The organism is Ruegeria sp. AN6, assembly GCF_056540425.1.
On the sequence record NZ_JBQFWR010000008.1, the window covers coordinates 146325 to 159292 of the forward strand.

9 protein-coding genes and 1 tRNA gene are annotated in these 12968 nt (G+C 56.2%); 8 read left to right on the plus strand and 2 right to left on the minus strand.

The window, feature by feature from the left end:
* Window positions 1-5 precede the first annotated feature (5 nt).
* Window positions 6-926, plus strand: a complete 921-nt coding sequence (locus tag ACR0MQ_RS14180; protein ID WP_480608863.1) for a hypothetical protein — start codon at window positions 6-8, stop codon at window positions 924-926.
* Window positions 927-1075: 149 nt separating this feature from the next.
* Here ACR0MQ_RS14180 and ACR0MQ_RS14185 read toward each other — a convergent pair whose 3' ends face one another.
* Entirely contained in the window at window positions 1076-1417 is a 342-nt protein-coding gene (locus tag ACR0MQ_RS14185; protein WP_480608866.1) for a RidA family protein, read from the minus strand.
* Window positions 1418-1787: 370 nt separating this feature from the next.
* Here ACR0MQ_RS14185 and ACR0MQ_RS14190 point away from each other — a divergent pair, with 370 nt between their 5' ends.
* Window positions 1788-1994 carry a hypothetical protein gene (locus ACR0MQ_RS14190; protein WP_010443359.1) on the plus strand — a complete coding sequence of 69 codons (207 nt, stop codon included), beginning with the start codon at window positions 1788-1790 and terminating at the stop codon, window positions 1992-1994.
* A 66-nt stretch (window positions 1995-2060) separates the two neighbouring features.
* Here ACR0MQ_RS14190 and ACR0MQ_RS14195 read toward each other — a convergent pair whose 3' ends face one another.
* Window positions 2061-2765, minus strand: coding sequence for a lysophospholipid acyltransferase family protein (locus tag ACR0MQ_RS14195; protein WP_319546499.1), 705 nt, complete (start codon window positions 2763-2765; stop codon window positions 2061-2063).
* A 132-nt stretch (window positions 2766-2897) separates the two neighbouring features.
* Here ACR0MQ_RS14195 and ACR0MQ_RS14200 point away from each other — a divergent pair.
* The 6 genes from ACR0MQ_RS14200 to ACR0MQ_RS14225 all read left to right on the plus strand — a co-directional run bounded on the left by ACR0MQ_RS14200 (window position 2898) and on the right by ACR0MQ_RS14225 (window position 12968).
* Window positions 2898-2973, plus strand: a tRNA-Trp gene (locus tag ACR0MQ_RS14200).
* Window positions 2974-3200: 227 nt separating this feature from the next.
* Complete coding sequence (locus tag ACR0MQ_RS14205; protein ID WP_480608869.1) at window positions 3201-6506, plus strand: adenylate/guanylate cyclase domain-containing protein; 3306 nt, start codon at window positions 3201-3203, stop codon at window positions 6504-6506.
* 123 nt (window positions 6507-6629) lie between these two features.
* Window positions 6630-8195 (plus strand): FAD-binding oxidoreductase, encoded by a 1566-nt coding sequence (locus tag ACR0MQ_RS14210; protein ID WP_480608872.1) that lies wholly within the window; start codon window positions 6630-6632, stop codon window positions 8193-8195.
* 39 nt (window positions 8196-8234) lie between these two features.
* Window positions 8235-9908, plus strand: coding sequence for a hypothetical protein (locus tag ACR0MQ_RS14215; protein WP_480608875.1), 1674 nt, complete (start codon window positions 8235-8237; stop codon window positions 9906-9908).
* On the plus strand, window positions 9901-11661 hold the full coding sequence (locus ACR0MQ_RS14220) for a ferritin-like domain-containing protein (RefSeq protein ID WP_480608878.1): 1761 nt from the start codon (window positions 9901-9903) through the stop codon (window positions 11659-11661). The genes ACR0MQ_RS14215 and ACR0MQ_RS14220 overlap by 8 nt, the downstream gene beginning before the upstream one ends.
* Complete coding sequence (locus ACR0MQ_RS14225; RefSeq protein WP_170775210.1) at window positions 11658-12968, plus strand: radical SAM/SPASM domain-containing protein; 1311 nt, start codon at window positions 11658-11660, stop codon at window positions 12966-12968. The genes ACR0MQ_RS14220 and ACR0MQ_RS14225 overlap by 4 nt, the downstream gene beginning before the upstream one ends.

The window sequence follows — 12968 nt, forward strand, 5'->3', positions numbered from 1 at the left end:
TGTTCATGCCTGAGAAAACCACAAAAAAAATTGCGGTTTTCTTTAATGTTGAGCCTGGACCTCTTGAGGTCCAGGCTCATTTGTTAGTCAATTCCCTCAAGCTTTTCTGCGAAGACTATCATTCGCTGCACGCACATTGCCGGTCTGATCGAATTGATGAGTTGCAGCCGGAAACGAGAACAATGTTGGCGTCAAGCAATGTTGAACTCAGAGCGCTCGAAAATCCGTTTAGCGATGGCTATCCTGCGGGAAACAAGATAGCAGGGGCTGCTCTGGAAAGAGACGCTGATTTTTCTCTGTTTCTCGATACCGACACGTTTCTGACGCAAAATACATCGTTTGCCGAGATAGCTTATCCGCAGAAAGTATCGGTCTGCCCGGAAACGCGAAATGCTTGGACAAACCGCCCCCGTGTTTGGCGTCAGGTCTATGCGTTATTTGGACTGCCCAAACCTGAAGCAAAGGTTCAGTTGCCACTAGGACAGGTTTCACATCCATTCTTCAATGCCGGGATGGTACTCTTTCCAACTGGTTCATTCGGTGACTTGTGGTTGGATACCGCACAACAGATTGATAAGATGACAGGATTGAGGGGCCGCAGACCCTGGCTCGATCAGATTTCATTGCCAGTAGCAATTGCCCGTTATAGTCAGGACGCGTTGAATTCAGTTAGTCGTATCTGGAACGACACCCCGGATCTACCTGATGAGGGAACTCGGCTGCTGCACTACCATCGCCCCAGACGCTTGCGTGTGCGGGGGAGGATGCATCTGGCGGATCTCGTCTTTCAATCCAGCGGTTCAGAATTCGAAAGCTACGGCGATCTCATTCGGTATTATTCGGCCAAAGGCGTTGTCTCTGATGCGAAAGCTCTCTCGCATGTAAATCTCTCCACACCAATTCCAAAGCCGCGACCAAATTCCTGACTAAAGAAAAAAGGTGACCGCATTCTCGGCACCGACGCTGTTTTGGAAATCATCGGGTCAAGGGTGTAGGTCGGGCTCAAGTCCGGCACATCGTCGAAACTTAGAAGGCCACCCAAGAACAAGGGCGGCCCCTTTTGATTGCAGCGAATTTAGTCGCAGGCAGCGTCCACTATGAATTCTACCTTCAGTTCTGGGCGTGCCAGTTTGGCTTCACCACAAGCGCGTGCTGGGGCGTGGCCAGTTGGAACCCAAGCGTTCCAAACCTCGTTCAAACCAACGAAATCCTTCATATCAGCCAGCCATATCGTGACGCGCAGCATTTTTTCTCGTGACGATCCCGCCTGTACGAGCAGGGCATCTATTTTGTTGAGGCAAATCTGAACCTGCTCCTGAATCGTCTCACCCTCGGCAACTTGTCCAGTCAGATAGGCCACGCCGTTGTGCTTCACGATTTTCGAGGACCGTTCGCCGGTATCAATGCGTTCAATCATGGGCATTCTCGTTGTATTAGATTTGGTATGGTTGTTCTTGGTCACAAGATGCCTTGCTTGGCAAACAGAATTCTATTGAGTGGGTTTCAGCGAAATTGAATTAGGGGTGATCGAGTTTGGCGTGAACATATGTTCTGAAGAAGGACTCTGGATCATTGAAGATACACCAAACTCCTCGAATACATTGGGGATAATGAGGAGATTCTTCATCAATTAATTTTAGGCCCACAATGCCGAGATTAAGAGAAACACGAATGGGGCTTTTCTTAATCAGACGTTCACCCCAATCAAAGACTAAAAACCCACCTGTGAAATGCAGCGAGTGACGTGGAACGCGGAAGCGGCGAACCGCTGAGATCAGGGGGAAATCATGTTTAGTTTTGAATTCATCAACTATGGAACTCAAATCCTTCACAGCAAGGATCTGGAGGATATGCGAGACGCGGTTCTAGGCGGAAATGACCACGAAGTTGATTGCAATGTCAGTGATTTTTGTCGTGAGCGAAAACGGTTCGACATCAAGCTTGCTGACGTATCAGAAAGCGCACAACGGGTCAGTGCCAGATACAAATCATGACTCGCATGTATTGAGAATATTAGGGTGCGGGCTGATCCGTTTGGGCATTTTTGCGTTGGAGAGTTATCAAGTGCCTTTGGACCAAGGCTCCCGCCCCATCATGCGGTCGGCCTCGGCAGTGATGTCGTTCATATGCTGCTCGAGGCTTAACCGCAGTGTTTCTATTTGTTCTTCGGTTGCCTTTCGCGGAACTGGGTCGGTCCACTCGCGGCACAGGAACACGCCTTCGTTGCGCCAGGGGCGGGGCATCAGCAGACGATCCCAGGTTCCTGCTTCGCGCCCGTGCCTGGCGGAATAGGTGATCCCAAAGACACGTTTGCCCGACGTGCGCGCCCACACCAGCGGTACGGTTGAAGACACCCGTTCAGGACCTCGGGGGCCATCGGCGGCGATTCCAATTGAGATGCCCTGTTTCATTTTTCCGAGCACCTCGCGGGACAAGGCGACGTGGCGTTTGCGGCTGGACATCGCAATCGTGTCCATACCAAACAACTTCTGCACACGGCCCACCATACTGCCTGCGCGGGCAGCAGAGGTGATCGAGCAGATGCGGCCCTTGTCCAAGGGAAAGAAGTAAGGTGACTGAGCCAGACGCTGGTGCCAGAGAACCACGATGACGGGTTCGCCCTGTTCGGCCAGTTGATCTAGTTCTTCGTATCCTATGCGCCGCCAGTTTGTGTTGCGATTGACCATCCTGATATAGCTGGCAATTCGCCGCGCGACCCAGTTCAGAACGGCTTCGCTGTCGGCAATTTTCTTGCGGATGCTCAAGTCTGCGCTCCTTTTACTGGCCGAATCTTGTCTTAAACAACTGCGCCTGGGGTGCAACTTTTTTGTCGGAGGTAAAAACTAAAAAAGCCTCTTGAGTCCGCTGCGCCTCTGGCATATCTGATGGCCCAGCCTAGGGGTATAGCTCAGTTGGTAGAGCGACGGTCTCCAAAACCGTAGGTCGCGGGTTCGAACCCTGCTGCCCCTGCCACTCTCTCAAATCGATGATTTCGCTGGGGCAGACGAGTGCATTTGGCGCGTACGTCAGTCTCAATTCTCTTGACGTTTAGGACAAGAAAGAAAAAGCTTGAACTAGGCTTGCGGAGAGGCCATCAGGGTTGTCCGCCTAACGTGCTAAGGTCGCTCGACTTTTGTGCTGCTGGCAATAAGCCTGACCGGGTAGGGGAGCCCGGAGCCAATCTGGGGCAAATGGGGATAATGGCAGAGATCGACGTATTTCTTGAAGGGCTCGGGCTGACCAAGTACGCCCCTGTGTTTGCTGCCAACGAGGTCTCTCTGGCTGATCTTGTACATCTCTCTGAACACGACCTGATAGATATGGGGCTACCGTTGGGTCCGAGGCGCCGACTGACGGCAGCTTTGGGTCAGGCGCGCGAGGCGAATCCGGCACCTATTCATGGCCATGGGAAGATTGTGGCCGAGCGACGGCAACTGACTGTCATGTTTGTTGACCTCGTTGGATCGACTGCCCTGTCAGAACGTCTGGACCCGGAAGATCTGGGTGAGCTGCTGCGACGGTTCAAAGAAATCTGCTCAACCTCAGTAGCTCGGTTTGGTGGCCATGTTGCAAGCTTCATGGGCGATGGGGCGATGATCTATTTCGGTTACCCTCATGCGCTTGAAGATGCAGCGTCACGGGCTGTTCATGCCGGATTGGATATTCTGGGCGAGCTGGCCCGCATCGAAGGTCAGGAAAAACTGAGCGCACGGATCGGGGTGTCGACGGGTCTTGTCGTTGTGGGCGAGATACACGGCGAAGGGCTGAAAGAACATGACGTGGTTATGGGGCGCACGCCCAATCTAGCCGCTCGATTACAGGCGTTGGCCGAGCCAAATACCCTGATCATCAGCCCTTCGACCCGGCGATTGATTGGTAATGCATTTGAGTTAGAGGATCGGGGCTCATTCGCACTGAAAGGATTTTCGGAGCAGGTCCAGGCCTGGACAGTTACAGGACAGGCTCGGATCGAGCGTAGATTTGACATTATGCCGGATGCCGGGGCCGGGAGACTTGTCGGGCGACAGGTCGAGTTTCGTAAACTAATCGAAAAGTGGCGAGAGGCCTGTCAGGGTGCCGGTCAGTCTGTGTTGGTTTCTGGTGAGGCCGGAATTGGCAAATCACGTTTGATCGAGGGGTTAAGCCAAGAGCTGGAGGATCAAGGCGCACTTCGGCTCAACTTTCAGTGCTCACCATTTCACGCCAACTCGGCGCTTTATCCGATCATTCAGCATTTGGAGCGCGCAGCGGGGTTCACGCCAACCGACAGCGACGACGAGAAGCTCGGGAAGCTCTCGTACCTCCTGCGACATCATCCGCGCGCGCATATGCGCCTGATCGCCGATTTGTTGAGTGTCGAAGCGGACGCTTCATTAGGTCCGCTTGATCTGCCGCCACAGGCGAAACTTGAACAGACACTCGATGCAGTGACCGAGCAACTAGCAGCGTTGGCCCGTGAGAAACCTGTCTTACTGTTGTTTGAGGATGCCCATTGGGTCGATCCGACCACATTGTCGCTGACCGACCGAGTGATCGAGCGCATTCGGGATTTGCCGGTTTTGATTGTTATTACCGCTCGCCCCGGATTTGATCCAGGCTGGGGGCACCATAACAATACGTTGCACTTGCCGCTGAAGCGTCTGGAAAACCGGGACATTGCCGAGATCGTGGCGGAAGTGGCAGGAGGGAATTCTATTCCAGCCGAAGTCTGCGATCTGATCGCGGCCAAAACCGATGGCATTCCGCTTTTCGTTCAGGAAGTAACGCGCGGCCTGCTGGAATCCGGACAACTAAGACTGACCGACCAGGGTTATGCCTTGCGCGGTCCACTGCCAGCGCTTTCTGTGCCGAATACGCTCAAGGATTCTCTGATGGAGCGTTTGGACCGGCTGGGAACCGCCAAAGAGGTTGCACAAACTGGTGCTGTTTTTGGTCGACAGTTTTCAATCGCGTTGCTGGCCTCGGTCTCAATTTTGTCACCAACGGTCTTGGAGGCTGGGCTTGAACAGCTTTCCTCTGCCGGTATCATTTTGCAGGCTCCGGATGAGGCAGAAGATGAGTTCATCTTCCGCCACGCATTAATACGCGACATGGCTTATGACAGCTTGCTGCGCACGGAACGGCAGGTGCTGCACGACCGGGCGGCAGGTGCGCTGCTTGAAAACCAGCCGCAGCTTGCCCAGACTCAACCCGAGCTACTGGCGCAGCACTACACGTTAGCGCACCGTGCGGATGAGGCGGTGATGCATTGGCAAAGCGCCGGGCGGCGGGCGATTGAACGTTCGGCCCAAACCGAGGCATTGACGCATCTGTCAAAAGCTCTGGATCAACTGGCAGATCTTCCCAAAAGCAAAGATCGAGATCTGCAAGAGATTGATATTCAAATCCTGCGCGCCGGAGTGCTGCGGTCAACCAGCGGTATCTCAGGGGATGCCACAGGCGAAGCGTATGGGCGGTTGCGAGACCTCTGCCATCGAGCGGATGAGACCGACAGGCTGTTTCCGGTTCTTAACGGGCTGTATGCCTTCCATCTGGTGCGGGCTGAATATCGGTTGGCGCAAGATGTATCGTCGCAAATTCTTGTTCTGGCGGCGGAAAGCGGCAGGACTGAACACCGAATGGTGGGCCATCGCGCGATGGGTGCTGTGCAGTTGCATTTGGGTAATCTGCCTAAGGCAAAAACCCATCTCGAACAGGCCTGGTCGCTATATGATTTTGATAAACACAGTCAGTTGGCCTATGTCTATGGGACTGATCATGCCGCCATTACTTCGGCGTTCCTAGGGACGTGTTATTGCCTCATGGGGCGGCACCAAGAAGCCTTGCAGATTCAACGCACGGCTTTGGGCTGGGCGAAGGAATTAAAGCACGCCCACAGTGTAGCGCAGATATTGGTCTATATGTGTAAGGTTCATTTGCTGGCACGCGACATACCCGCGTTGCAGCAGGATGTCGAAGCGTTGTCCAAAGTTGCTGAAGAACATTCGCTGCCATTCATGGCCACCATCGCGCGATTGTGGGAAAGCTGGGCCAACGCGACCGAATCCTCGGATATTGCGCATATCGATGATCTGCGCCAAGCATCAGAGGACTGGTGGGCAGTCGGGGCCGGGAACTACAAATGTTTCTTCCCCTCTCTGATTGCCGAGCTTCTTATAAACGCGGGTGATCATAAAGCGGCTAAGCAAACATTGTCGCACGCGGCGCAAATGCTGGCTGAAACCGAAGAGAAATGGGCCGAAGCTGAACAGCTGCGAATCGAAGCCAGTTTTGTAGCCGGCACCGGGGGCGACCCAGAGCCTTTGCTGTTACGGTCGATCGAAACGGCGCGACGGCAAGGGGCACACTTGTACGAACTGCGTGCAGCGGTTGCGCTGACACGTTGGCGGCTGGACCATGGAAAGCCTGCGGGCGATGCACTTAACACCGCTTTGTCTCATTTCGAATCGAACGCTTATCTGGCGGATCTGGAAGAGGCGCGAGCGTTATTGGAAACGACCACTTGACCGACAGGGGCCATTGCTGCCAGCTTGGACAGCGGCAGATATGGGATGATACCGAAAATTCATAGTTGTGGCGTGGGGATATGCGTTTCCACGCTACCAATTCATTTGGTGTGAGGAGACCCTATGAAGAAGATCAGCAAAACGCTTCTGGCCAAGGATATTGTGGCGCAAAGCCGCACTGATCTGGCGCTGCAGCAATATCACTCGATCACGCCCGAGCAGATACGCGCGTTTGAAAAGAAACTGATCGGAACGGTCACTCTGCCCACCGACCCCGACTACAACAATGACCGGCAGGTCTGGAATCCGGCCTTTCAGGACTACCCCGAGATCATCGTCTATTGCGAGACCATTCAGGATGTGCGCGCCAGCCTTGCTTTCGCGCGTGAGCACGACTTGTGGGTTGTGGCACGGTCTGGTCGCCACAGCACGGCGGGGTATTCGGTCAACAACCAGATGGTGTTGGACACCAGCAAAATGCGGTATGTCACCGTCGACCCCAATGTGCCGATGGCTTATGTCGGTCCGGGTACGCCGTTCAAGATGCTGAACTCTGAGTTGAATTCCTATCACCTGCATGTGCCGGGCGGGGCCTGTCAGGATGTCTGTGTCGCCGGCTTCATGATGGGTGGCGGTTATGGCTTTACTTCTCGCCGCTACGGGATGGCCTGCGACAATGTCCTGGGCGTAACCGTGATGTTGTGGGATGGCAGCATAGTGATCGCGGACAAAAACACGAACCCCGACCTGTTCTGGGCCATCCGGGGCGGAACAGGTAACAACTTTGGTGTGTTGTTGGAGATCCGCTACCAGCTACACCCGCTGTATATGGTCTGGGGCTGCCATATCACATGGCCGCTGGACAAAGCCGCAAAGGCGTTGGAGTTCCTTCAGGCCAATTATATGAGTACCTGCGATGATGATCGGTTCGGAGCTTATATTTTCCTTGCTTTTCAGGGCGATGAGAAAGTGCTGCTGGTGTCGGCGCTTTATGATGGGACGGCCGAAGAGGGCAACGCATTTATCCAACCGTTGCTCAGCGAAGAAATCGGCGGGCAGATGGGCTCTGACGATCAGAACTACGGCACCTATCAGGACATCAATTCGTGGCTTTATGACGACAAGTACGACATCCCCGTTGTGCCTGATCAGGCGCGCGAGGACAAACAGGCCGGATATATCAAGCGCCAGCTCAGTGCGGCTGAGTGGCAGCGCGTCGTGGACTATCTCGACAGCACGCCCAATGACTATGGCGCGGTCGCTATCGAACCTTATGGCGGTGCGATCAACCGAATGCCGCTGGGCAAAGAGGGTAATGCCTTTATTCACCGTGATGTGTCGCTGAACTTTTATGTTGATGTGTTCTGGCTGTCGGAAGAGGAAAAAGAGGTGGTGGTACCCTGGCTCGACGGCTTCATGAAGCTGATGACCGAGGAAAGTTATTTCATCGACCGGGTCTATCAGAACTACCCCCGTCGGACGCAAAAGAACTATCGCTGGCAATATTGGGGCGAGTATTTCAGCTCGTTGCTGTTCGTGAAGCGGAAATTCGATCCGGACAATTTCTTCCACTATCAGCAGAGCATTTCACCGGTGCCCGACGAGGCGCCGTCCGACATCGTCCGCGACACATCGAAACCTATCTTTGATGATCCGAAGATCACATACCAAGACTATTCGAACCCCTGAAAGAGGGGGCAGCCAAGGCCAAACGGGGGAGGGCCCAGCATGGACACGATCCGAGAGATTTTCTTTCTGCCACCCATGGCGGTTGCTCGCCTGGGACCGGGTGAAACACCGCTGGAAAGCTATGAGTGGCAGCAGGACATGGATGCCCATGGCAACAACAAGACGGTCATCCGCTCGAACATAACCCTGCGCGAAGCCGAAGATGGCAGCGTTTCGGCCTATCTTCCCGACCCCGATATGATCCGCTTTCGCGACGAAGGCGGCGCGCTGCGCCCGGTTGCTCCGTTCTTTGAACTGTGGGCGCGGATGCATGACGCCGAGACGGGCGAGGAATATGAGACGCCGTTGACGCTGGATCTGCTCGACGATCAAGGCCTGTCGCTGCAAAACGTGCGCTATTCGGTGACCGTGGGAAACACCAAGGCAGAGCGTCGGACCGGTGATGCGGCCTGCGGATTTCGCGCTCGGGTCGAGATTGCGGGGCAGGATTTCGCCCCGAAACCCCTGCTGGCTTTTAGCCCCTACACCTCGGAACAGCAGCCGATGGTCTACGAGCACAACCCGATCCCGCTGGGCTCGATCCGTGCGATCCATCCGGTGCAGGGTTATGATGAGCCGGTTGAAGGTGAGTTCATCGACCGCAGCATCCTGCGTCTGCGGTTTATGCCCCCCAAAGGCGAGGTTTATGGCCCGCCCGATGCAGCCTACGGCCCGGCGACGCTGGCGGTTCCGGGATACCAGAACGACCCGCCGAAATCGGAATATGGCCGTATCCATGAAATCGTGCCCGAACAGAACCGCATCCTGAACCCCGACACCCCTTGGTCGAAATGGATCATGATGTCCGGCACCTCGGACGATCCCGAGCCGCATGACAGCTATGATGGCGCCCGCGTCGGCAATGACCAGTCCTGGGGTGTGGCCGATGACACCAGCGATGGTGTAATTGAGGCGACGCTGGCCGTACGCGGCGAGCGTCTGACCGCGCGCGCGACGATCATGACCGGCCCGCCTGATTTTGCGCCTGATGCGCGGCCGTTCTACAGTCTTGAGGACGATCTGGCCGATCGCGATCTGTCGCTGATTTCGGTCACAGAAGACAACTACACACAGGCCAAGGACGAGGTGGTTGATATCTTCCGCCGTGCCTTCGAGACTAACAGCCTGATCAACCTCGACGATATCCGGGCGCAAGGTCTGAAGGATAATGCCAAACTGCAGGCGAAAACCGGGATGCTGGCGACGCCCGGCCTGCCGTCAACTGATGCGAAATCCATGACGGAGGAGGATGCAAGGCCGCCGGACAAGATCGACGAACTGATCCGGCCGCAGCCGATCTCAGTTTTCTCGAACTCCGTGCCCAATGACCGGCTGCCCTATACGGTGGCGACGAAGTTTGTGCATGAGCAACTGATCGACGAGGCGAATCTGCTGGATTTCCTGCGCCGTCGCCCGGATTTCGTTAAAACGCTGCTGCGCCCGCCCTATGGCATCCTGACCGAGCTTGAGGCTGACCCGAACCCCGATCAGGCCCCGAACCCGGAGTTCCGCGATCCCCGGATCATCCGCGACTCGATGCATGACGCGCGGATGCCGCCTTATATGCGTGATTCCAACTATTACCCGCTGTCGCTGTCGCGCAGGCAGTATCATCTGGTGATCTCGTTCATCGAATATCTGGTTGCACAGGAATCGGAGGCTCAGAATGTCTGATCAACCCGGCCAAATCCGAGTCAAACCCCGCAACCTGACCGCCCGCGCGGCCTATAAGGTACCGGGCAACCCTGACAACACGCGACTGGATGGATCGGTGGGCAATTGCTTTCCCGGTCTGGAAATGGATGTACGCAACCTTGATCGGCGCTTTTTCCCCGGTCTGGTGTTCAACGCCGCGCGCGTGCCGCTGAACCCCGTGCCCGAGGCGCCGAAGAATTCACAAGGCTTCCATCTGGTCTTTGTCGATTATTTCTACGACCCGATGCTGCCTGACAACAGCCCCGAAGAATGGGTGCAGACCTTGCTGGAGGCCTACAGCGGCGACGTGGGCGCAAAGCTCAGCCAAGGGCGCTGGTTCCTGTCATGGGTCGAACAAAGCGGCAAGCGCATCACTTTCAAGGAGGAAGACGGCACGCCCTATGACGGGCTGATGATCTGGCGGTTTATCCGCAGTCTGGAACATGGCGATGACAAACCGGTCAGTATTGCTCTGGAGCGGCGCAATCACGAAGGCATCGTGGATACTGAGCAGGTGGTCCTGCACGGATTTCGGCGCCAGTATAGAACCGAGGCGGGGGTCTTCAGCGAAGCCTATGACCCCGGTGAATTGACGCAGAGCCTGTGCAATCCGTGGTCCCATGACTTCCGCGATTGCGGCTGCCACTACTGGCCCTCAAACCACCCCGATGTGGTGATGGCCGAGGTAGCTCATGACGACCAGCTGCCATCGGGCCAGTCGAAGAACCCGATCGAAGCCGAAACCTATCTGGATTGGCTGCGCTCGGACAAATCTCCATCCGGCAATGTGGCGGCGCTGAATACGGTGGAACAGAACCGCCCCTATCAGATCGACCACTATCAGGTAAATCAGATGTGGAGCGAGCTGCCCATCGTCGTCGAAGGCCGCGAAACGGGCGAGGTTTATGAGGTTGATCCCGAAATGCCGGGTGTTTGTCCCTACGAGACGCCTGAGGACATGATCAATGACCTCAAGACCCGTTTGGCCGCGATGGAGATGACGCTGAGCCTGCAATATCTCTATGCCTATTTCTCGTTGGCGGATCCCGAAACGGCGGACACCCAGAAATGGCCGACGCTGAAGGACGACCTGATCTTTGCTCGGCGTTCGGTGCTGGAGGTCGCGATTGGCGAGATGACCCATATGCGCTGGGCGAACCAGTTGCTGTGGGAGCTTGAGCCAGAAGCGTATGAACCGATCCTGACGCCGTCTGAAACCCTGCCGGCTGGCAAGGGCAAGACGCAGCCCCGCGCGCTGCGTCCTTTGACGGTCGAAGCGCTCGCGGATTTCATCGAGATCGAGCGCCCCGGCGGCTTTATCGACCGCGCTTATGCGCAATGTGTTGCAACGCTGGAGCAGGAGGACTTGTTCCCCGAACGCCGCCTCTATGCGCTGGCGGTGCGGATCGACACCGACGGGGACGAGCATTTCCTGCGCTTTAGCCAGATGAAGGATGTTCTGGCCAAGTATGATACCGGCGAAGGTACTCCTGCTTACTTGCGCCCGATTAAGGTCGGGACCGAAGAGCAGGCCAAAACAGCGTTGGAACTCTACGCTAAGGTCAAGGATGGGTTGGCCAATGCCTATACGCTTGAAGCGGATGGCAAATTCGAAGAGTCTCAGACCTTTATCCAGCAGGTGCGCGATGACATGAAGCTGTTCCGGGTCGAGGGCGAAGAGCTGGCGGCCCAAGGGATCGGCATTCCCTTCTGGACGGAGGGCAAGGCGTGATCGCACCCGCCGCACAGGTGCATTTCTTCGAAACAGGGAATGGAGATCACATGCTCGCCATTGATGGCTCGCGCGTCTTCGACGTCCCCGAGGGCACGGCGGGCCGGTTTGCGGCGATGAACACCGCGGGCCAAAGTGCTTTCCTCAGGTCCATGGGGTTGGATGGTACTCCATTCATCGACGATACACTGCCACAGGACCTGCCCGTGCGCTCGCTGTCACTGGCCGTGGCGCAGAAATGCAACCTGGCCTGCACCTATTGCTATGCGGCGGGTGGCGAATTTGGCGGCCCCGCGCGGAACATGGAGTGGGAGGTCGCCAAGGCCTCGGTTGATCGGTTGGTGGCCGAAGCCGAACCTGGTGTGCGGATCAACCTCGCCTATCTGGGTGGAGAACCTCTAATCAACCGTGATCTTGTGCATCGAACCACGGACTATGCTCTAAAACAGGCGCAGGCAAACGGATTGAGCGTTGGCTTTTCGATCACCACCAATGGAACCTTACTGCGACCCGAGGATGCCGCGTTTTTTGAGGCACATGGATTTGCGGTCACCATTAGTCTGGATGGCGTGGGCAAGATTCACGACAAACTGCGCCCAAATCGAGGAGGGCGGGGCAGTTTCGACATGATCCTGAAACGGGTCGAGCCGCTTCTGGCCGCACAGCACCGGATGCAGGTCGGTGCCCGGGTGACGGTCACGCCGCAGAATATGAACCTGCCAGAGACGCTGGAGCAGTTCGTGGGGATGGGTTTCCACTCGATCGGCTTCTCGCCAATGCTGGCCTCGCCCAACGGCCAGCATGAGCTAAACAGCAACGATCTGGATGAAATGCTGGCGCAGATGATCCGCTGTGGTGAAGTGTTCGAGGCGGCAGTGATCCAAGGACGGCGGTATCCGTTTTCAAACATGGCGGCGGCGATGCAGGAAATCCATCGCGGCACCCATCGGCCCTATGCCTGCGGGGCAGGGGGCGGATATTTCGGCGTCTCCGCCGATGGCGGCCTGTTTGCCTGCCATCGCTTTGTCGAGGACGAAGCCGGAGCCATGGGCGATGTCTATGATGGCCCCGACTTGCGACGCGAAAACTGGTTGGCGGACCGTCATGTGCACACCCAGTCACCCTGCAATACGTGCTGGGCGCGGTATCTATGTGGCGGTGGGTGTCATCACGAGGTCATCCACCGCGGACGCCCAGCTTGCGACTACATTCGCGGCTGGCTGCATTATTGCCTTCAGGCCTATGTCCGCTTGTCCGAAGCGAGGCCCGATTATTTTGGCGTGCCTACGCAGGCGGCCTCTGCCTGA